This is a genomic window from Mesorhizobium sp. NFR06 (genome assembly GCF_900115245.1).
Classification (GTDB): Bacteria; Pseudomonadota; Alphaproteobacteria; order Rhizobiales; family Rhizobiaceae; genus Mesorhizobium.
Genome location: NZ_FOVT01000009.1, coordinates 1 through 18,486, shown reverse-complemented (window position 1 = coordinate 18,486; position 18,486 = coordinate 1). Strand labels below are relative to the sequence as shown.

The window sequence follows — 18,486 nt, the reverse complement described above, 5'->3', positions numbered from 1 at the left end:
GATCGTCTGCGCATCCGATGGCTTGTCGTCGCGGTTGCGCTCCTGTACCGCCACCGAATATGTTCACCTTGAGTGAAATAAATCCGCAGGGAATCGGGGCAACATGGCGAACAAGACTTCTGGCACGAGGCCGCGCGATTCGGCCGCCAAGGACAAGGCGACGCCGAAGCGCGTTTCGGCCGACGGGCGCACGATCCGCACGCCGCTGACCCAGGATCCGCACGCCATCCGCGACACGCGCGAAAAGGTGCTCGAAGTGGCGATCGGCCATGAGGTGCGCGCCTTCCGCAAGAAGCTCGGCATCACCGTCGCCGATCTCGCCGCCGCCACCGACATTTCGCTCGGCATGCTGTCGAAGATCGAGAATGGCATCACCTCGCCGTCGCTGACGACGCTGCAGGCGCTGTCGCGCGCGTTGGGCGTTCCGGTGACCGCCTTCTTCCGCCGCTTCGAGGAAGAGCACAGCGCCGTTTTCGTCAAGGCCGGCGAAGGCGTCGATGTCGAGCGGCGCGGAACGCGCGCCGGCCATCAGTACAATCTGCTTGGCCATATCGGCGCCAACACCAGCGGCGTTATCGTCGAGCCCTATCTCATCACGCTGACCGAGAATTCGGACGTGTTCCCGACCTTCCAGCATGCGGGCATGGAGTTCCTCTACATGCTCGAAGGCGAGGTCGTTTACCGCCACGCCAACAACCTCTATCCGATGAAGCCCGGCGACAGCCTGTTCTTCGATGCCGACGCGCCGCATGGACCGGAAGAGCTGACGAAATTGCCGATGCGCTATCTGTCGATCATCTGCTATCCGCAGAACAGCGCGGGCTGACCGGCTAATCTCCTCCTTACCGCGCTTCTTCATTCTAGGGCGAAGCAAGGAGCGAAGCGACGCGCGCAGACCCTAGAATCCATGCTGTGATGCTAAGGCGTTGCAACGATTACGGAATTCCGCGCCGTCGCGCACCGGGACAGCGGTCACGGCATGGATACTCGGGTCAAGGCCGAGTATGACGACGTCACGGGGATTTCGGCCAATCTCCAATGTCGGCGCCGGGTCGTCCAAGGGGGAGATCAGCAGTTTCAATCCGGCCCGAACCCCGGGCTCGTCGGACTGCCGTCGTCGAGCTTGGACAGCCACTCGACCAGCGTCGGGCGGTAACGGGTCAGGCCCTTGTAGGTAGCAAGCTCTTCCGGCAGGTCGCGGATGACGCGATGCAGGCGCCGCGCCCATTTCGGCTGCGTGACCAGTTCGTCCATCTTGATCAGGTAGCAGCGGATCGGGAAGACGATGCCGTTAGAGCGCGGCAGCCGCCAGAAGCTTTGCAGTTCGACACGCAGATGCACCTTCTGGCCGACATTCTCGGGCGTGACGGTGGCGCGGTCCGGACCCCATTTGTGATAGTTCTCGGGACTGGTGTCGAGACGCGGATTGATGGTCATCGTCCAGTTGAGGCGGCGCGCCGGCTTGCCCTGCTGGATGTTGGTGAGGAATTTCAGCGCGCGCGTGAAAATACCTTTCTCATGCGCCAGCGGCACCGGCGCGTGCCATTCGAAGAAATTCATGCCGATGTCGAAGTCGAGCGACCAGTCGGCCTGGGTGGTGACCATGCCGGCATCCATCCACAGATTGCCGTCGCGCTGGTCGAGGATGCAGAAATCGCCCTGGCTCTGCCGGGTGATGTACTCCATCGGGCCATAGGGCAGCGTCGAGGTGTCACCGAAGGTGAAGGTGTCGTCGATGCCGAGCGGCCGGTTGATCCAGCGCCAGCGGTCGCCGTCGCGGCTCAGCGTGAAATGCTCGGGATAGCCGAGCGCCTGCTGTTCCATGAGAAGTTCCAACAGGTCCCAGCCCGCGAGGGTCATATGCGGCAGCGACTGGCAGCGCAGCGGATCTTCCGCCAGCACCAGCGCTCGATCCTGCATCTCGGCGACATAGTGCTCGTCGACGTCGATCAGGTTCTCAAGCACGCTGCCCTTCGGCCCGACGACATGCGGCTCGATGTTGACCGCATACATGTAGGCGTCTTCGTTGAACGGAAAGGGAAAGCGCCTGACGTGTTCAGGGCTGTTCCTGAAGGTGTAGTCGTCGCGAAACGTTTCCTTGCGAAAGGTGATGCCCATGCTCGCCTCCTATCTTTCCAGGACCAGCGACTTGCCCTCGAAGCGCGAGACGCAAGGCATGATCTTGCAGCCGGAACGGTGATCTTCCTCGCTCAGCCAGTGGTCGTTGTGGATGAACTTGCCGTCGCAAGAGATGACATTGGTCTCGCACTGGCCGCAGACGCCGCCGCGGCACAGATAGGGCGGGTCGACGCCGGCCGCTTCGATGGCTTCGAGCAGGCTCTGCTGTGAGCCGACGCGGATCGTCTTGCCGCTGACGGCCAGCGTCACGTCGAACGGCGCGCCGGGCTGGGGCGCCGCGAAATGCTCGAAATGCACGGTCTCGGGCGGCCAACCGAGCGCGGCCGCGCGATCGCGCACCCAATTGATCATGCCGGCCGGGCCGCAGACATAGAGATGCGTGCCGAGCGGCTGCGAGGACAACAGCCGCTCGAGATCGATGCGCTCTTCGCGGTCGTCGTGATAGAGCCTGACCCGATTGCCGTAGCGCTGCTGGAGCACGTCGGCATAGGTGCCGAGCGAGGCGGTGCGGCAGGTATAGTGCAATTCGAAATTGCCGCCGGCGCCTGCCAGCTGCGCGGTCTGCGCCATGAACGGCGTGATGCCGATGCCGCCGGCCAGCATCAGATGTTTCCTGGCGCGCAGATCGAGCGAGAACAGGTTGACCGGATAGCTGATCACCATGTCCAGGCCGGGCTCGACCTGCCGATGCATGAACAGCGAACCGCCGCGGCCGACATCGTCGCGCCGCACCGAGATGGTGTATTCGCGCGTGTCGAGCGGCGAGCCCATCAGCGAATAGGGATTGAGCCTGGTGCGGTCGCCGTCACGCATCTCGACCACGACATGGGCGCCGCCGGAAAAGGTCGGCAACAGCTCACCGTCGCGACGACGAAAGTGAAAACGGGTGACCAGTTCGTTGACCGGGACGACGTCGCTGACGACGACATCGAGCTTGGTGGTGCCGGTGCTCATGGGAAAGCCTCCTCCATCGGAGGAATCTCCGAGCGATCCTCGGCGTTGATGCACACGCCCTGGAAGGCGGCCAGCCGGCGCGAATAATGATCGCGAACCAGCAGCAGCAGACCGCAATGCGCGCAGAGCGCCGGCTGTGTCGTCACATTCTCGGTGATGCCCTTGCAGTGCACGCATTGCATGCGCCGCGCCAGCGAGCCGCGATGCTCGGTCTGCATGGAGGTGTGGTCGATGCCGGCTTCGAGCGCGGCCTGCATGGCCTGGCCGATCAGGCCCTCGGTCCCGGCAAGATAGAGGCGCAGGCCCATATGCGCGTTGGTCAGCGTCTGCTTCAGCCGCGGCAACAGGCTGGCAAAGGACGGCGCGACATGAAGCTGCACCGGCTGCAAGGCTTCGAGGGCCGCGACGTGCTTGCCCTCGCGGCCGGGAACGAAGACGATTTCGGCGCCGTCGAAAAAGCCGGCCGGAGCCTTGCCGGCCATGTCCGTTATCGCGAGCGCGCCTTCCGCGTCGGCGATGAAAAGATGATGCTTGCCGGGCTGTGGAGACAAGGTTCCGTAAACCGGCCGGCTGATGATCGTCTTGGCTGCCATTCTCTCTTAGAGCAGTTCGCCGTTTCAGGAAACGTCGGCCCGCTCCAACTCCTTGTTTTGACGCAATTCCGGACGGAAAACCGTTTCACACCGTTTCCTGGAATTGCTCTTCGTGCCTCGCAACCCCTCCCCGTTGATGATGCCTCAACCCTTGGCGGTGCGCTTGGTCTTCTTCGGATCATCGAACGGCAATGGCTGGGCCGTCGCCTTGATGGAACCGCTCCTGTTGCCGATCTCGAGGCTGGTGTCCTTGACCGCGCAGTCGACGTCGAGGCGGGCGATGCCCATCGACTTCTCGACCAGCGGTGAATACATGGCGCAGGTCACCACGCCGACCTTTTTGCCGTCGCGGTACACGGGCGCGCCTTCATCGGCCGGCACCTTGCCGTCGAGCAGCACGCCATAGATCTTGAAGCGCTCCTTGCCCTTCAGCCGGTAATGCTCCTCGGCGCCGCGAAAGCCGGTCTTGCCGGGGCTGACGGTGAAGTCGAGGCCGAGCTCCCACAGCGTGTCGCCTGGGCCTTCATTCTCGAACGGATATTTTTGCGAATTGTCGTAGGGGTAAAACAGCAGGTAGCTCTCGACGCGCAGCATGTCGAGGGTGGTGAAGCGGCACGGGATGATGCCGGCGCTCTTGCCTTCGTCGAGGATCCTGTCCCAGATCGTGCCGGCATCCTGGCCGCGGCAGAAAATCTCGTAGCCGCGCTCGCCGGTGTAGCCGGTGCGCGAGATCATGACGGGCAAGCCGAAGAGCTGGGTGTGCATGTGATGGAAGTAGTTGAGGTCGCGGATGCCGGGCACATGCCTGGCCAGATAGTCGACCGCGGTCGGCCCTTGCAGCGACAGGTCATGCAGATTGTCGTCGAAGCGCAGCGAGACGTCGCGGCCCATCGCTGCCCGCTGCAACTCCTCATGGCCGGTGCCGGAGCCGTGCACGACCATCCAGGAATTCGGGCTGATGCGGTAGAGGATGCAATCGTCGGTGAATTTTCCGGCTTCGTTCAGCATGCAGGCATAGGCCGATTTGCCGGGATAGATCTTTTCCACGTCGCGCGTCGTGGCAAGGTCGATGAGATGCGAGGCGTGCGGCCCGGTGATGTGAACCTTCTTCAGGCCGGAGACGTCCATCAGGCCGGCCCTGGTGCGGATGGCGATATATTCCTCGTCGGCGTCCTTGTCGTAGGTCCAGGCGGTGCCCATTCCGCTCCAGTCCTCGAGTTTCGAGCCGAGCGCGCGATGGCGATCCGCCAGGGTCGAGAATCTCCAGGATGCCGTCATCCGATCGTCCTCCGTGCGATTTAAAGGTCGTTGCTGTTCCCTGCTCCTGCTTGGCGGCGGAGCTTGATCGAATATTGACCGCAAACGTCGAAGCGCTGCAATCCCCTTGAAGCAAATAATTTCATTGTCAGGCAAATTTCTTGACCTGGAACAAGCGGTTTACGAAGCGTAAATCCGGCTTGACAATTGCGAAATTCAAGCGGAATTTATGAAAAAAATTTCACTCTGCAGAAAGAGTGGACGCCCGGTCGCATTTCGGGGCCGGACGTCGCCAGAAGGGGAAAACCGATGTCCGACCTGCAGCAGCGCATCGAAGCGCTGTACCGTTCCGACCTGCGCGGATCCGTGCTCCTGATCGTCTGCCTGTGGGCGACGATCCTCTTCGTCCTCCTGATGACATGGCCATACATCCCCGACAGCGGAATCAAGGTCGTGGTGGCGATTGCGGCCGCCGCGGTGCTTGTCTTCAACACCGCCGCCATCCTCGCCATGCTCAACCACTACAAGGAAGACAAGGACTTCATCTACGGGCTCGACATCAAGAACGCCGACGCTGCCCGCAACCGTCAATCCTGAAGAGGGAAATCATGGCTCGCTATATCCCGCCGGAGCAGAACAAGGCCGGGCAGATCTTCGACATCGCGGTCGTGGTGGTCGCTATTTTCGTCGCGCTTTGGCTGCCGCTGAAGCTCGGTCTCGCCGGGGCGGCGAAGTCAATCGATCCGCTCGACGCCAAGACCTGGGACGCGCTCGGCCAGAATGCGACCATGGCCTCGATCTGGGAAAAGCTGGGCTACACGCCGGAGATGGCGCACGACATCATCCAGAACCGCTTCCATTACATCATCGACTGGCCGACGCTGGTCATCATGGCGGTCGTCCTGATCGCCTATTTCGTCTTCCTGTTCCGCGCCTCCGATCGCGAATATCGCGAGGTCATCAACGAGAAGTTCGACGACAAATAGACCTTCGACCAATAGTCCGGGGAAAACACGATGTGGATAGGACTGTCTTATGCTTGCTGGGGCATCTCGGTCGTGCTCGCGCTGTGGATGCTCTACGACTGGTTCAAGGTCGACACGACCTATTCCGAGGCCATGCTGACCTCTTCTCGCGAAGGCGAGCTTGAAGCCGTTTCCGAAAAACACCGGATCTGAGTGGGGACTGACGATGACGGCTGCGGTTGAAACGGCACAAACCACGACAATCCACGGCGACAGGGTCTCGCTGCTTCGGGTGCTCGGCCCCGCGCATGTCTGGGCGCTCGGCGTCGGCATCGTGCTGGTGGGCGAGTTCACCGGCTGGAATTTCTCCGCCGACAAGGGCGGCGCGCTGGCCGCGCTGATCGTCTGCTGGATCGTCGGGCTGCTCTACACCTCGGTCGCGATGATCGATTCCGAGGTGACGTCGACGGTCGCCGCCGCCGGCGGCCAGTACGCGCAGGCCAAGCACATCGTCGGGCCGCTGATGGCATTCAACGTCGCGCTGTTCCTGGTGTTTGCCTACACCATGCTCGAAGTGTCGGACGCCATCCTGCTCGGCGACACGATCGTCGCCAAGGCCGGTGTCGAGGGACTGACGCACAATTCCTTCATCGCCGCCACCATCGTGGTGCTCGCCTGGCTCAACTATCGCGGCGTGCTGATGACGCTCAACGTCAACTTCGTCATCACCGCGATCGCCTATGTCTCGATCGTCATCCTGTTCTTCTCGGTCAGCCCGTGGACGCAAGGGGCGGTGCTGAAGCTCAACGAACTGGTCACCCCCGGCAATGCGCTGCCCTATGGCTGGATCGGTGTGATCGCCGCCTTCCAGTTCGGCATCTGGTATTACCTCGGCATCGAGGGCACGACCCAGGCCGCCGAGGAGGTGCGCTCGCCGGCGCGCTCCCTGCCCTACGGTACGATGGCCGGCATGATCACGCTTCTCATCGCCGCCGCCATGACCTGGTATGTCTGCGCCTCGCTGATGCCCTGGGAATATCTCGGCATCACTTATTATCCGCTGTGGGACGCCGGCAAATTGACCGGCAGCCCGCTGCTGGAAAACCTCTTGTTCATCGCGACGCTGCTGGCAGCACTGGCCTCGGCCAACGGCTGCATCAACGATGCGGCGCGCGCCTGGTTCTCGCTCGGCCGCGACCGCTATCTGCCGAGCTGGTTCTCGGCGGTGCATCCGAAGTATCGCACGCCGTATCGCTCGATCCTGTTCCTGCTGCCGATCGCGCTTGCCTTCGCCTTCATCGCCGACCTCAACCAGGCGATCACCTTCTCGATCCTGTCGGGTGTGCTGCAATACACTTTCATGAGCATCAACATCATGATGTTCCGCAAGAAGTGGCCGCTGGGCTCGATCCGCCGCGGCTACACCCACCCCTTCCATCCGCTGCCGGCGATCGTCTTGTTCTGCCTGTGCATGGTGACTTTCTTCGCCATCTTCCTCGGCTTCGGCTCGCAGCTGATCGCGATGACCGTCTTCTATTTCCTGATTTCGCTTTGGTTTCACTTCTACCGCTACAAATTCGTTCGGCGCGGCGACCAGTTCTCCATGCCATGGCCGAAGCCGCAGGGCTATTGAGTGGAGTAAAGGCCCGCCTGTCGATGGCGGCCGTGGCGTACCGAAATGGCCGAGCTGACGTCAGTATTGCTTGCCGGAGCGATCGCATTGGGCGTCGTCGCCCATATCGCTTGGCTCGCGCGCGCCAGCCGCAACAGGGCAAGGGCCGCTTTGGCCGCCGACACGGCCAGCGTTCGCACTGTCCTTGCGGACGCCGCCGACATTTCCGACGGCACGGCCGGCGTCGTCACCTTCGCCGGCTCCTGGAACGGTCAGCGCGTTCAGCTGCGCACCATCGTCGACACGCTGGCGACGCGAAAGCTGCCGACGCGCTGGCTGAGCGTCTCGATCACCGAGCCGGTCGCGGTGCCGGGCACGTTCGACATGATGATGCGGCCAAACTCGGCGACGACATTTTCAAATTTCGACCATCTTGCGCACACGCTGCCGAAAGTGCTCGGCTTTCCCGCCGAAGCGGTGCTGCGCACGGATCGAAAGGGCGTCGCCTTCCCGCAGGATTTGATCGCCTCGCATACCGACATTTTTGCCGAAAGCCGCGCCAAGGAATTGCTGATCACGCCCAAGGGCGTGCGCATCGTGTGGCTGCTGGCCGAGGCCGAGCGCGCACGCTACGGCGTGTTCCGGCAGGCCGCATTCGGCGACACAAGGATCGATCCCGCTTTGATCGAACGATTGCTCGAGGTGGCGTCGAGGCTCCGCGACGCCATCAACCGGCGCGAAAGGCAAGCAGCATGACCGATGGCGTCGCTTCCTCCGCTCCGGCCAATCCTTATCTCGTGCTCGGCGCGGCGATCGTCTTGCCGGCAAGCGGTCATGTTATGCTTGGTGTGCCCGTGCGCGGCCTGCAGTTCCTGTTCTTCATGGTGATCCTTGGCTGGGTGACGGCCAAGGTGGCGCCCGCCGACGCCAGCTTCATCGGCCGCCATGCCGGCGGCTTCCTGATCTACGCGCTGTCGGTCCTCGACGCCTACAGGATCGCCCGCATCCGGCATGCGATCTGGGTTCACAAGGCGCGCCCGGGCGGCGATAGCGCCGACGGCAATGAGGCGTCCGAAATATAACTACAGGAAAATTTCTTTCATACCAATTGAATTCGGCTTAGTCATTGGGTACACCATCTGAGAGCCAAAAACGTCGGAGGCTGGCATGTGCGGAATCGTCGGACTTTTCTTGAAGGACAAGGCGCTTGAGCCGAAGCTCGGCGCCATGCTGTCGGAGATGCTGGTGTCGCTCAGCGACCGCGGCCCGGACAGCGCCGGCATCGCGATCTACGGCGCAGCAAGCGGCAATGAAGCCAAGATCACCGTGCAGTCGCCGAAGCCCGAGCGCGATTTCCGCGGCCTCGACATCGAACTCGCCAAGGCGATCGGCGCGCCGGTGGGCGTTGCCGTGAAATCGACGCATGCGGTGATCAGGACCACGCCGGACAAGGTCGACGCGGCGCGCGAGGCGCTGCAGTCGCTGCGGCCCGACATCCGCATCATGGGCGCCGGCGAAGCGGTGGAAATCTACAAGGAAGTCGGCCTGCCCGAAGCCGTCGTCGATCGCTTCGACGTGCGCTCCATGACCGGCACGCATGGCATCGGCCACACCCGCATGGCGACGGAATCGGCGGTCACCAGGATGGGCGCCCACCCCTTCTCGACCGGCGCCGACCAATGCCTGGTGCACAACGGCTCGCTCTCCAACCACAACAATGTGCGCCGCGAACTGATCCGCGACGGCATGACCTTCGAGACCGAGAACGACACCGAAGTGGCCGCCGCCTACCTCTCCAACCGGATGGCGCATGGCAAGAATCTCGGCGAGGCGCTGGAAGGCACGCTCTCCGACCTCGACGGCTTCTTCACCTTCGTCGTCGGCACCAAGAACGGCTTCGGCGTGGTGCGCGATCCGATCGCCTGCAAGCCCGCGGTCATGGCCGAGACCGACCAATATGTCGCCTTCGGCTCGGAATATCGCGCGCTGACCAAGCTGCCCGGCATCGACAATGCGCGGGTCTGGGAGCCTGAGCCCGCAACCGTTTATTTCTGGGAGCACTGAGCTGATGCCGGCAACCACAATGTCGAAGGCTGAGCGCGAGCAAGGCCATGCGAGGGTCTTCGACCTCTCCGAGCACTCGCTGCGCGAATTGAACCAGGCGCTGCACAAGCTCGCTCCCGGCTCGAACGAGACCGCCTGGGAAGTGCTCAACCCGAAGGGCAGCCACTCGGTCGCCGTCGGTGTCGACCAGCCGGTCACCATCGATGTTCGCGGCAGCGTCGGCTATTACTGCGCCGGCATGAACGACGGCGCTGCGATCACCGTGCACGGGTCGGCCGGCCCCGGCGTCGGCGAGAACATGATGTCGGGCTCGATCGTCATCAAGGGCGACGCCAGCCAATATGCCGGCGCCACCGGCCGCGGCGGTCTGCTGGTCATCGAGGGCAACGCCTCGTCGCGCTGCGGCATCTCGATGAAGGGCATCGACATCGTCGTGCACGGCAATATCGGCCACATGTCGGCCTTCATGGCGCAGTCGGGCAACCTGGTGGTGCTGGGCGATGCCGGCGACGCACTGGGCGATTCCATCTACGAAGCGCGGCTCTTCGTGCGCGGCAAGGTGGAAAGCCTCGGCGCCGACTGTATCGCCAAGGAGATGCGGCCCGAGCACATCGAGTTGCTGCAGGGCCTTCTCGACAAGGCCGGCGTCACCGGCGTCAAGGCGTCGGAGTTCAAGCGCTACGGCTCTGCCCGCAAACTCTACAATTTCAATATCGACAACGCCGACGCGTATTGAGGCAAGATGACCTACCGCAACCCGCCGACGACGCCGCGCAAATCCGCGACCTTCGACGACTACACGCTTTCGGAAATCCGCCGCGCCGCGGCGACAGGCATCTATGACATCCGCGGCGCCGGCGCCAAGCGCAAGCTGCCGCATTTCGACGATTTGCTGTTCCTCGGCGCGTCGATCTCGCGCTATCCGCTCGAAGGCTATCGCGAGCGCTGCGACACCTCGGTGGTGCTCGGTTCGCGCCATGCCAGGAAGCCGATCGAGCTGAAGATTCCGATCACCATTGCCGGCATGAGCTTCGGCTCGCTCTCCGGTCCGGCCAAGGAAGCGCTCGGCCGCGGCGCCACGCTCTCCGGCACCTCGACCACGACCGGCGACGGCGGCATGACCGAGGAGGAACGCGGCCATTCGAAGACGCTGGTGTACCAGTATCTGCCGTCGCGCTACGGCATGAACCCGCGCGACCTGCGCCGCGCCGACGCCATCGAGGTGGTGGTCGGCCAGGGCGCCAAGCCCGGTGGCGGCGGCATGCTTTTGGGACAGAAGATCTCCGACCGCGTCGCCGAGATGCGTACGCTGCCCAAGGGCATCGACCAGCGCTCGGCCTCGCGCCATCCCGACTGGACAGGCCCCGACGATCTCGAGATCAAGATCCTCGAGTTGCGCGAGATCACCGACTGGGAAAAGCCGATCTACGTCAAGGTCGGCGGGGCGCGGCCCTATTACGACACCGCGCTCGCGGTGAAGGCCGGCGCCGACGTCGTCGTGGTCGACGGCATGCAGGGCGGCACGGCGGCGACCCAGGAGGTGTTCATCGAGAATGTCGGCCAGCCGACGCTTGCCTGCATCAGGCCGGCGGTGCAGGCGCTGCAGGACCTCGGCATGCACCGCAAGGTGCAGCTCATCGTCTCCGGCGGCATCCGCAACGGCGCCGATGTCGCCAAGGCGCTGGCGCTCGGCGTCGACGCGGTGTCGATCGGCACGGCCGCGCTCGTCGCGCTCGGCGACAACGATCCACGCTGGGAAGCAGAATACAATGCGCTCGGCACCACCGCCGGCGCTTATGACGACTGGCATGAGGGCCGCGACCCGGCCGGCATCACCACGCAGGACCCCGAGCTGATGAAGCGGGTCGACCCGATCGCGGCCGGACGGCGGCTCGCGAACTATCTCAAGGTGATGACGCTGGAAGCACAGACCATCGCCCGCGCCTGCGGCAAGAACAGCCTGCACAATCTCGAGCCCGAGGATCTCGTCGCGCTCTCGATCGAGGCTGCCGCCATGGCCGGCGTGCCGCTCGCCGGCACCAACTGGATACCAGGGAAAACCGGCTTCTAGAACACCAACCAGCATCCAATTTCGCGAGGGAACTACATAAATGGGGAACGATCTCGCCGCATTCGCCAAGGAGAACGGCGTCAAATATTTCATGATCTCCTATACCGACCTGTTCAGCGGCCAGCGCGCCAAGCTGGTGCCGGCACAGGCGATCGCCGATATGCAAAAGGACGGCGCGGGCTTTGCCGGTTTCGCCACATGGCTCGATCTGACGCCGGCGCATCCCGACATGCTGGCGGTGCCGGATCCGGACTCGGTGATCCAATTGCCGTGGAAGCCCGACGTCGCCTGGGTGGCCGCCAACTGCATCATGGACGACAAGGAGGTCGACCAGGCGCCGCGCAACACGCTGAAGCGGTTGATCGCCGAAGCCGCGCGCGACGGCATGCATGTCAAGACCGGCGTCGAGGCCGAGTTCTTCCTGGTGTCGCCGGACGGCAGCGCGATCTCCGATCAATACGACACCGCCTCGAAGCCCTGCTACGACCAGCAGGCGGTCATGCGCCGCTATGACGTGATCGCCGAGATCTGTGACCACATGCTGGCGCTCGGCTGGGGCCCGTACCAGAACGACCATGAGGACGCCAACGGCCAGTTCGAGATGAACTGGTCCTTCGACCACGCGCTGGCGACCGCCGACAAGCATTCCTTCTTCAAGTTCATGGTCAAGTCGATCGCGGAGAAACATGGCCTGCGCGCGACCTTCATGCCCAAGCCGTTCCAGGGCCTGACCGGCAACGGCTGCCATGCGCACATCTCGGTTTGGGACGAGACCGGCAAGACCAATGTGTTTGCCGACAACACAATGGAGCTCGGCCTCTCGACCAAGGGCAAGAACTTCCTCGGTGGCATCATGAAACATGCCTCGGCGCTCGCCGCGATCACCAATCCGACGGTGAATTCCTACAAGCGCATCAATGCGCCGCGCACCATTTCGGGCGCGACCTGGGCGCCGAACACGGTGACCTGGACCGGCAACAATCGCACCCACATGGTGCGCGTGCCAGGCCCCGGCCGTTTCGAACTGCGTCTGCCGGACGGTGCCGCCAACCCGTATTTGCTGCAGGCCGTGATCATCGCCGCCGGTCTCGACGGCATCCGCTCAAAGGCCGATCCCGGCAAGCGCTACGACATCGATATGTATCAGCTCGGCCACACCGTCACGGACGCTCCGAAACTGCCGCTCAACCTGCTCGACGCGCTGCGCGAGTTCGACAACGACAAATCGCTCAAGGCGGCGCTGGGTGAGGAATTTTCGTCGGCATATCTAAAGCTGAAGCAACAGGAATGGAATTCCTATGCTTCGCACTTCACGCAGTGGGAGCGCGACCACACGCTGGATATCTAGAGCATCGGACCGAAAAGTGCGAAGCGGTTTCGGACAGATCCGATGCGTCGAGAAAGGTCCGGAGTGGGGCGAGCGGCCTTGGAATGATTTCATGAAATATTCGATCTTCTCGCTCGCCCGCGCCGCTCTTTCCGGCCACAAGAATTGGAAGCCGACCTGGCGCGACGCCACGCCCAAGGACCGCTACGACGTGGTGATCATCGGTGGCGGCGGCCATGGGCTGGCGACAGCCTGGTTCCTCGCCAGCGAGTTCGGCATCCGCAACGTCGCGGTGCTGGAAAAAGGTTGGATCGGCTCCGGCAATGCCGGCCGCAACACCACAATCATCCGCTCCAATTACGGACTCCCCGGCAACACCGGCTTCTACGAATTGTCGATGAAGCTGTGGGAGAGGATGGAGCAGGACCTCAACTACAACGCGATGGTCAGCCAGCGCGGCGTGCTCAACCTCTACCATTCCGACGCGCAGCGTGACGCCTTCGCGCGGCGCGGCAACACGATGCGCATCAAAGGCATCGATGCAGAGCTGCTCGACCGGGCGGCGCTGAGGAAGATGCTGCCTTTCCTGAATTTCGACAATGCGCGCTTCCCAGTGCAAGGCGGGCTCCTGCAGCGGCGCGGCGGCACGGCGCGGCACGACGCCGTGGTCTGGGGCTATGCGCATGCGGCGAGCGAACTCGGCGTCGACATCATCCAGAACTGCGAAGTCACCGGCTTTACCCGCGACGCCAACGGCAAGGTGACCGGCGTGGAGACCTCGCGCGGCAAGATCGGCGCCGGCAAGGTCGGCATGGCGGTCGCAGGCTCCTCGTCGCGGGTCGCGGCGATGGCCGGGCTGCGGTTGCCGATCGAAAGCCACGTGCTGCAGGCCTTCGTCTCGGAGGCGATCAAGCCGCTCTTGCCCAACGTCATGACCTTCGGCGCCGGGCACTTCTATGTCAGCCAGTCCGACAAGGGCGGACTGGTCTTCGGCGGCGATATCGACGGCTACAATTCCTACGCCCAGCGCGGCAACCTGCCAGTGGTCGAGGATGTCTGCGAAGGCGGCATGGCGCTGATCCCGATGATCGGCCGCGTGCGGCTGTTGCGCCAGTGGGGCGGCATCATGGACATGTCGATGGACGGCTCGCCGATCATCGACAAGAGCCCGGTCGACGGCCTTTATATCAATGCCGGCTGGTGCTATGGCGGCTTCAAGGCGACGCCCGGCTCGGGCTTGGTTTTTGCCCATCTCATCGCCCGCGATCAATCGCACAAGGAAGCCGCGCTTTTCGGCCTCGACCGCTTCCAGCGCGGCGCCATGATCGACGAGAAGGGCCAGGGCGCCCAACCGAACCTGCACTGATGACAGTCGGAAAACCATGCGCATAACCTGTCCCTTCTGCGGCGAACGCGAACTCGGCGAGTTCACCTATCTGGGTGACGCCAAGCCGCAACGCCCCGCGGCCGATGCCGGCGAGGACGCCGTCTACGACTACGTCTATCTGCGCGACAACATCGCCGGCTTGATGAGCGAGCACTGGTACCATGGCGGCGGATGCCGGGCCTGGCTGAAGGTCACGCGCAACACGCTGACGCATGAGATTTCGGCCGTTGAGCCGGCGGCGGGCGCCGGCGCCGCCAAGGTTGGTGCGTGATGCGCGGCAATCAGGCAAACCGGCTGACCAATGGCGGCCTCATCGACCGTTCGGCACCGTTGAACTTCCGTTTCGACGGCAAGACATTCTCCGGGTTCAAGGGCGACACGCTGGCGTCCGCGCTGGTCGCCAACGGCGTCAAGCTCGTCGGCCGCTCGTTCAAGTATCACCGTCCTCGCGGCATCCTGACCGCCGGATCGGAAGAGCCGAACGCCCTGGTCGAACTGCGTAGCGGCGCCAGGCGCGAGCCGAACACCAAGGCGACGACGGCCGAGCTTTATGAGGGCCTGGAAGCCGCCAGCCAGAACCGCTGGCCATCACTCAATTTCGACGTGATGGCGGTCAACCAGCTGTTTGCGCCGATCTTCGTCGCCGGCTTCTACTACAAGACCTTCATGTGGCCGGCGAAGTTCTGGGAATCAATCTACGAGCCGGCGATCCGCCGTGCTGCGGGCCTCGGTCGCGCCGCCCAGGTTCCCGACCCCGACCATTATGACAAGGCCTGGGCGCATTGCGACGTGGTGATCGCGGGCTCCGGCCCGGCCGGTCTCGCCGCTGCCCTTGCCGCAGGTCGCAGCGGCGCGCGCGTCATCCTTTGCGAAGAGGATTTTGTCCTTGGCGGGCGGCTGCTCGCCGATGGCGGCACGATCGATGGGCTGCCCGCGACCGAATGGGTTGCGCGCGCGCTTGCCGAACTGACAGCGATGCCGGATGTGCGCATCATGACCCGCACGACGCTGTTCGGCGTCTATGACGGCGGCACTTATGGCGCGATCGAGCGCGTCAACGACCATCTGCCGGTGCCGCCGGAGCATCAAGTGCGCCAGCGGCTGTGGCGCATCGTGGCGAAACGCTGCGTGGTCGCCGCCGGCGCGATCGAACGTCCCATCGTCTTTGCCGGCAACGACACGCCGGGCGTGATGATGGCGTCGGCGATGCGCAGCTACATCAATCGTTACGCGGCAACGCCAGCACGGCGTGTCGCGCTGTTCACCAACAATGAGGACGGCTGGCGCACGGTGGAAACCGCGCTCGGCGCCGGACTGCAGATCGCGGCGGTGATCGATGCGCGGGCGGAGGTCTCGCCCGCTCACCGTTCGCTTGCCTCCAAGAACGGATTCACCGTGCTCAACGGTTCGGTCAACGGCGTCGATGGCGGCAAGAACGGCATGCGCAAGATTTCCGTCTCGCTGACCGGCGGCGCGCGCGCCGAGGTCGAGGCCGACGGACTTGCGGTCTCCGGCGGATGGAACCCGGCGGTCGGCCTCACCTCCTACCATCGCGGCCGGCCGAAATGGCGCGATGACATCGCCGCCTTCGTGCCGGATGGCGCGCCACCCGGCGTGGCGGCGGCGGGCGCGGCGAACGCCGCCTTCGGTCTTGGCGCCTGCCTGCGCGAAGGTTTCGAGGCTGGCGCTGCCGCGGCGCGCGATGCCGGGCGCAGCGGCAGCACGGGCTTGATGCCGGTCGCCGACGACGAGGCGTTTTCGCTGACGCCGCTCTGGCATGTCACCGGCGAGGGCAAGGCCTTCGTCGACCAGCAGCATGACGTCACCGCTTCCGATGTCGAGCTGGCCCAGCGCGAGGGTTTTCAATCGGTCGAGCATCTCAAGCGCTACACGACGCTCGGCATGGCGACCGACCAGGGCAAGACCTCGAACGTCGCCGGCCTCGCCATCATGGCGGCGGTGAGCGGCAAGTCCATTCCGGAGACGGGCACGACCATCTACCGGCCGCCTTACGTGCCGGTCGCCATCGGCGCTTTCGCCGGCCGCCATCGCGACGAGAATTTCCACGCGACGCGGCTGACGCCGTCGCATCACTGGGCGGCCGAACAGGGCGCCGTCTTCGTCGACACCGGCTTATGGAAACGCGCACAGTGGTACCCCCGCGCGGGCGAGAAGGACTGGCTGGAATCGGTCACACGCGAGGTCAAGGCGGTGCGCGGCGGCGTCGGCTTCTGCGATGTCTCGACGCTCGGCAAGATCGACGTGCACGGCCCCGACGCCGGCGCCTTCCTCGACCGCGTCTACATCAATGCGTTCTCCAGTCTTGCCGTCGGCAAGGCGCGCTACGGGCTGATGCTGCGCGAGGACGGTATCGTCTATGACGACGGCACGACCTCGCGACTGGCCGAAGATCATTATTTCCTCACCACCACCACGGCGAAAGCCGGACTGGTGATGCAGCATCTGGAGTTCTGCCGGCAGGTGCTGTTCCCCGACCTGGACGTGCAGTTGACCTCGGTCTCCGACCAATGGGCGCAGTTCTCGATCGCCGGACCGAAGACGCGCGACCTGCTGAGGGAGATCGTCGATCCCGCGGAAGACCTTTCGAATGAAGGTTTTCCCTTCATGGGCGCGCGCGAGGTCAAGCTGCGCGGTGGCATGAAGGCCAGGCTGTTCCGCATCTCCTTCTCCGGCGAGATGGCGTTCGAAATTTCGGTGCCGGCCCGTTACGGCGAAGCGCTGGTTCGCAATCTGATGATCGCCGGCAAGCCATTCGGCGTGACGCCCTACGGCACCGAGGCGCTCGGCGTGATGCGCATCGAGAAGGGCCATGTCGCAGGGCCGGAGCTCAATGGCACGACCACAGCGGCCGATCTCGGGCTCGGCAAGATGATGTCGACCAAGAAGGATTTCATCGGCCGCGTCATGGCCGGCCGCGAGGCGCTGGTGGCGCCGAACCGGCAGGTCGTCGTCGGCATCAAGCCGACCGACAAGGCCCGACGCCTGCGCTCAGGCGCGCACATCATTCCCAAGGGCGAGACGCCTGGCCCCGACAACGACCGGGGCTATGTCACCTCGGTCTGTTTCTCGCCGGTGCTCGACCAGTGGATCGGGCTCGGCCTCGTCGAGCGCGGGCGTGAGCGCATCGGCGAGATCGTGCGCGCGCATGATCCGCTGCGCGGCGAAGACTATGATGTCGAGCTCTGCAATTCCGTCTTCTACGATCCGGATGGAGGGCGCCAGCGTGGCTGATTTTTCCTGGGACGTCCGCAGCCCGCTCGACCGCGCGCTGGTCGCCGGCCCTTATGGCGCGCCGGGCGAAGCCGGCGTGTCGCTGACGGAGATCCGCAATTTCGACCTCGTCCAGGTGATGGCGCGGCGCGGCAAGGCCGGCGAGATGGGGAAGGCCGCGAAAGCGCGCTTCGGTATCGCCGCGCCGGAGACGCCGAAGGCGGTCGGCACCGCCGACGCGACGCTGATCTGGTCTGGACCCGACCAGTTCTTCGTTTTGTCGAAAGGCGGCAGGCACTCGATCGAAGCACTTGCACCCGGCTTTGCCGGCTCGGCCTCGCTTTCCGACCAATCGCATGCGCGGGCGCTGATCAGCGTCTCCGGCGACAAGGCACGCGCGATGCTCGCCAAGCTGTCGTCGATCGACCTGCACCCCGATGTGTTCGGCGTAGGCGCAGCAGCGGCAACGTCGATGGATCACACCAGCATCACGCTGTGGCGCGGCAAGGATCGGGCCGACGGACACGCGGTGTTCAATCTGCTGGTGTTTGCGACCTTTGCCGAGAGCCTGTCGCATACGATGCTGGACTCGGCCGCCGAGTACGGCCTGACGATCGGCCACTCCGAGCAGCTGGCGTAGCGGTGCGCCCTCTCCTTCTCCCCTTGTTGTGGGAGAAGGTGGATCGGCGCGATAGCGCCGAGACGGATGAGGGGTGTTCCAGCGGAGTGAGACGCTGGCTTTTCCTGGAGCACCCCTCATCCGGCCGCTACGCGGCCACCTTCTCCCACAGGGGTGTTTGGACCGGGGACATCGCGAACAGGTGTGCGAGGACATCGCGAACAGTTTTGCGCGTTTTGCGCGAGGGGGTTCGGGATGCCATTCGAG

19 protein-coding genes are annotated in these 18,486 nt (G+C 64.1%); 15 read left to right on the top strand and 4 right to left on the bottom strand.

Translation table 11 applies throughout. The annotated features are described in order from the left end of the window. Positions 1–103 precede the first annotated feature (103 nt). Positions 104–826, top strand: a complete 723-nt coding sequence (locus tag F3H96_RS16990; RefSeq protein WP_149802884.1) for an XRE family transcriptional regulator — start codon at positions 104–106, stop codon at positions 824–826. Between the two features lie 251 nt (positions 827–1,077). Here F3H96_RS16990 and F3H96_RS16985 read toward each other — a convergent pair whose 3' ends face one another. The 4 genes from F3H96_RS16985 to F3H96_RS16970 all read right to left on the bottom strand — a co-directional run bounded on the left by F3H96_RS16985 (position 1,078) and on the right by F3H96_RS16970 (position 4,964). Further along, positions 1,078–2,118, bottom strand: a complete 1,041-nt coding sequence (locus tag F3H96_RS16985; RefSeq protein ID WP_149802883.1) for a DUF3445 domain-containing protein — start codon at positions 2,116–2,118, stop codon at positions 1,078–1,080. A gap of 9 nt (positions 2,119–2,127) precedes the next feature. Then, entirely contained in the window at positions 2,128–3,093 is a 966-nt protein-coding gene (locus F3H96_RS16980; RefSeq protein ID WP_149802882.1) for a PDR/VanB family oxidoreductase, read from the bottom strand. After that, positions 3,090–3,686, bottom strand: coding sequence for a dimethylamine monooxygenase subunit DmmA family protein (locus F3H96_RS16975; RefSeq protein WP_149802881.1), 597 nt, complete (start codon positions 3,684–3,686; stop codon positions 3,090–3,092). Before F3H96_RS16975 ends, F3H96_RS16980 begins: the two co-directional genes overlap by 4 nt. Before the next feature lie 144 nt (positions 3,687–3,830). Then, a complete protein-coding gene (locus F3H96_RS16970; RefSeq protein WP_149802880.1) occupies positions 3,831–4,964 on the bottom strand; it encodes an aminomethyltransferase family protein in 1,134 nt (377 codons plus the stop codon). Positions 4,965–5,252: 288 nt separating this feature from the next. On the opposite strand from F3H96_RS16970, the gene F3H96_RS16965 reads away from it, so the two are divergent. The 14 genes from F3H96_RS16965 (at position 5,253) to F3H96_RS16900 (ending at position 18,240) form a co-directional block, all read left to right on the top strand. Next, complete coding sequence (locus tag F3H96_RS16965) at positions 5,253–5,540, top strand: hypothetical protein (protein ID WP_149802879.1); 288 nt, start codon at positions 5,253–5,255, stop codon at positions 5,538–5,540. A gap of 11 nt (positions 5,541–5,551) precedes the next feature. Next, positions 5,552–5,929 carry a hypothetical protein gene (locus tag F3H96_RS16960; RefSeq protein ID WP_149802878.1) on the top strand — a complete coding sequence of 126 codons (378 nt, stop codon included), beginning with the start codon at positions 5,552–5,554 and terminating at the stop codon, positions 5,927–5,929. A gap of 30 nt (positions 5,930–5,959) precedes the next feature. Continuing rightward, positions 5,960–6,121 (top strand): hypothetical protein, encoded by a 162-nt coding sequence (locus F3H96_RS16955; protein ID WP_149802877.1) that lies wholly within the window; start codon positions 5,960–5,962, stop codon positions 6,119–6,121. 13 nt (positions 6,122–6,134) lie between these two features. Further along, a complete protein-coding gene (locus F3H96_RS16950) occupies positions 6,135–7,541 on the top strand; it encodes an amino acid permease (protein WP_149802876.1) in 1,407 nt (468 codons plus the stop codon). A gap of 45 nt (positions 7,542–7,586) precedes the next feature. Then, positions 7,587–8,276: a hypothetical protein gene (locus F3H96_RS16945; protein ID WP_188131431.1), complete on the top strand. Its 690-nt coding sequence runs from the start codon at positions 7,587–7,589 to the stop codon at positions 8,274–8,276. Continuing rightward, entirely contained in the window at positions 8,273–8,602 is a 330-nt protein-coding gene (locus F3H96_RS16940; protein ID WP_149802875.1) for a hypothetical protein, read from the top strand. Before F3H96_RS16945 ends, F3H96_RS16940 begins: the two co-directional genes overlap by 4 nt. Positions 8,603–8,687: 85 nt before the next feature. Beyond that, positions 8,688–9,584, top strand: coding sequence for a glutamine amidotransferase family protein (locus F3H96_RS16935; protein WP_149802874.1), 897 nt, complete (start codon positions 8,688–8,690; stop codon positions 9,582–9,584). Between the two features lie 4 nt (positions 9,585–9,588). After that, positions 9,589–10,320 carry a GXGXG domain-containing protein gene (locus F3H96_RS16930; protein WP_149802873.1) on the top strand — a complete coding sequence of 244 codons (732 nt, stop codon included), beginning with the start codon at positions 9,589–9,591 and terminating at the stop codon, positions 10,318–10,320. Positions 10,321–10,326: 6 nt separating this feature from the next. Continuing rightward, complete coding sequence (locus tag F3H96_RS16925) at positions 10,327–11,655, top strand: FMN-binding glutamate synthase family protein (protein ID WP_149802872.1); 1,329 nt, start codon at positions 10,327–10,329, stop codon at positions 11,653–11,655. Positions 11,656–11,695: 40 nt separating this feature from the next. Next, positions 11,696–13,003, top strand: a complete 1,308-nt coding sequence (gene glnT, locus F3H96_RS16920) for a type III glutamate--ammonia ligase (protein ID WP_149802871.1) — start codon at positions 11,696–11,698, stop codon at positions 13,001–13,003. A gap of 91 nt (positions 13,004–13,094) precedes the next feature. After that, positions 13,095–14,348, top strand: coding sequence for a sarcosine oxidase subunit beta family protein (locus F3H96_RS16915; RefSeq protein ID WP_149802870.1), 1,254 nt, complete (start codon positions 13,095–13,097; stop codon positions 14,346–14,348). Between the two features lie 16 nt (positions 14,349–14,364). After that, positions 14,365–14,640 (top strand): sarcosine oxidase subunit delta, encoded by a 276-nt coding sequence (locus F3H96_RS16910; RefSeq protein ID WP_149802869.1) that lies wholly within the window; start codon positions 14,365–14,367, stop codon positions 14,638–14,640. Further along, positions 14,640–17,621, top strand: a complete 2,982-nt coding sequence (locus tag F3H96_RS16905) for a sarcosine oxidase subunit alpha (RefSeq protein WP_149802868.1) — start codon at positions 14,640–14,642, stop codon at positions 17,619–17,621. Before F3H96_RS16910 ends, F3H96_RS16905 begins: the two co-directional genes overlap by 1 nt. After that, the gene (locus tag F3H96_RS16900; protein ID WP_149802867.1) at positions 17,614–18,240 is read left to right on the top strand and encodes a sarcosine oxidase subunit gamma family protein; all 627 of its coding nucleotides are present in this window, start codon (positions 17,614–17,616) and stop codon (positions 18,238–18,240) included. Before F3H96_RS16905 ends, F3H96_RS16900 begins: the two co-directional genes overlap by 8 nt. Positions 18,241–18,486 lie beyond the last annotated feature (246 nt).

Coding starts and splice junctions, on each gene's coding strand:
- F3H96_RS16985 (WP_149802883.1), bottom strand. CDS start 2,118: ATGGGCATCACCTTTCGCAAGGAAACGTTTCGCGACGACTACACCTTC.
- F3H96_RS16940 (WP_149802875.1), top strand. CDS start 8,273: ATGACCGATGGCGTCGCTTCCTCCGCTCCGGCCAATCCTTATCTCGTG.
- F3H96_RS16975 (WP_149802881.1), bottom strand. CDS start 3,686: ATGGCAGCCAAGACGATCATCAGCCGGCCGGTTTACGGAACCTTGTCT.
- F3H96_RS16970 (WP_149802880.1), bottom strand. CDS start 4,964: ATGACGGCATCCTGGAGATTCTCGACCCTGGCGGATCGCCATCGCGCG.
- F3H96_RS16965 (WP_149802879.1), top strand. CDS start 5,253: ATGTCCGACCTGCAGCAGCGCATCGAAGCGCTGTACCGTTCCGACCTG.
- F3H96_RS16910 (WP_149802869.1), top strand. CDS start 14,365: ATGCGCATAACCTGTCCCTTCTGCGGCGAACGCGAACTCGGCGAGTTC.
- F3H96_RS16925 (WP_149802872.1), top strand. CDS start 10,327: ATGACCTACCGCAACCCGCCGACGACGCCGCGCAAATCCGCGACCTTC.
- glnT (WP_149802871.1), top strand. CDS start 11,696: ATGGGGAACGATCTCGCCGCATTCGCCAAGGAGAACGGCGTCAAATAT.
- F3H96_RS16960 (WP_149802878.1), top strand. CDS start 5,552: ATGGCTCGCTATATCCCGCCGGAGCAGAACAAGGCCGGGCAGATCTTC.
- F3H96_RS16955 (WP_149802877.1), top strand. CDS start 5,960: ATGTGGATAGGACTGTCTTATGCTTGCTGGGGCATCTCGGTCGTGCTC.
- F3H96_RS16945 (WP_188131431.1), top strand. CDS start 7,587: ATGGCCGAGCTGACGTCAGTATTGCTTGCCGGAGCGATCGCATTGGGC.
- F3H96_RS16935 (WP_149802874.1), top strand. CDS start 8,688: ATGTGCGGAATCGTCGGACTTTTCTTGAAGGACAAGGCGCTTGAGCCG.
- F3H96_RS16915 (WP_149802870.1), top strand. CDS start 13,095: ATGAAATATTCGATCTTCTCGCTCGCCCGCGCCGCTCTTTCCGGCCAC.
- F3H96_RS16930 (WP_149802873.1), top strand. CDS start 9,589: ATGCCGGCAACCACAATGTCGAAGGCTGAGCGCGAGCAAGGCCATGCG.
- F3H96_RS16950 (WP_149802876.1), top strand. CDS start 6,135: ATGACGGCTGCGGTTGAAACGGCACAAACCACGACAATCCACGGCGAC.
- F3H96_RS16905 (WP_149802868.1), top strand. CDS start 14,640: ATGCGCGGCAATCAGGCAAACCGGCTGACCAATGGCGGCCTCATCGAC.
- F3H96_RS16990 (WP_149802884.1), top strand. CDS start 104: ATGGCGAACAAGACTTCTGGCACGAGGCCGCGCGATTCGGCCGCCAAG.
- F3H96_RS16980 (WP_149802882.1), bottom strand. CDS start 3,093: ATGAGCACCGGCACCACCAAGCTCGATGTCGTCGTCAGCGACGTCGTC.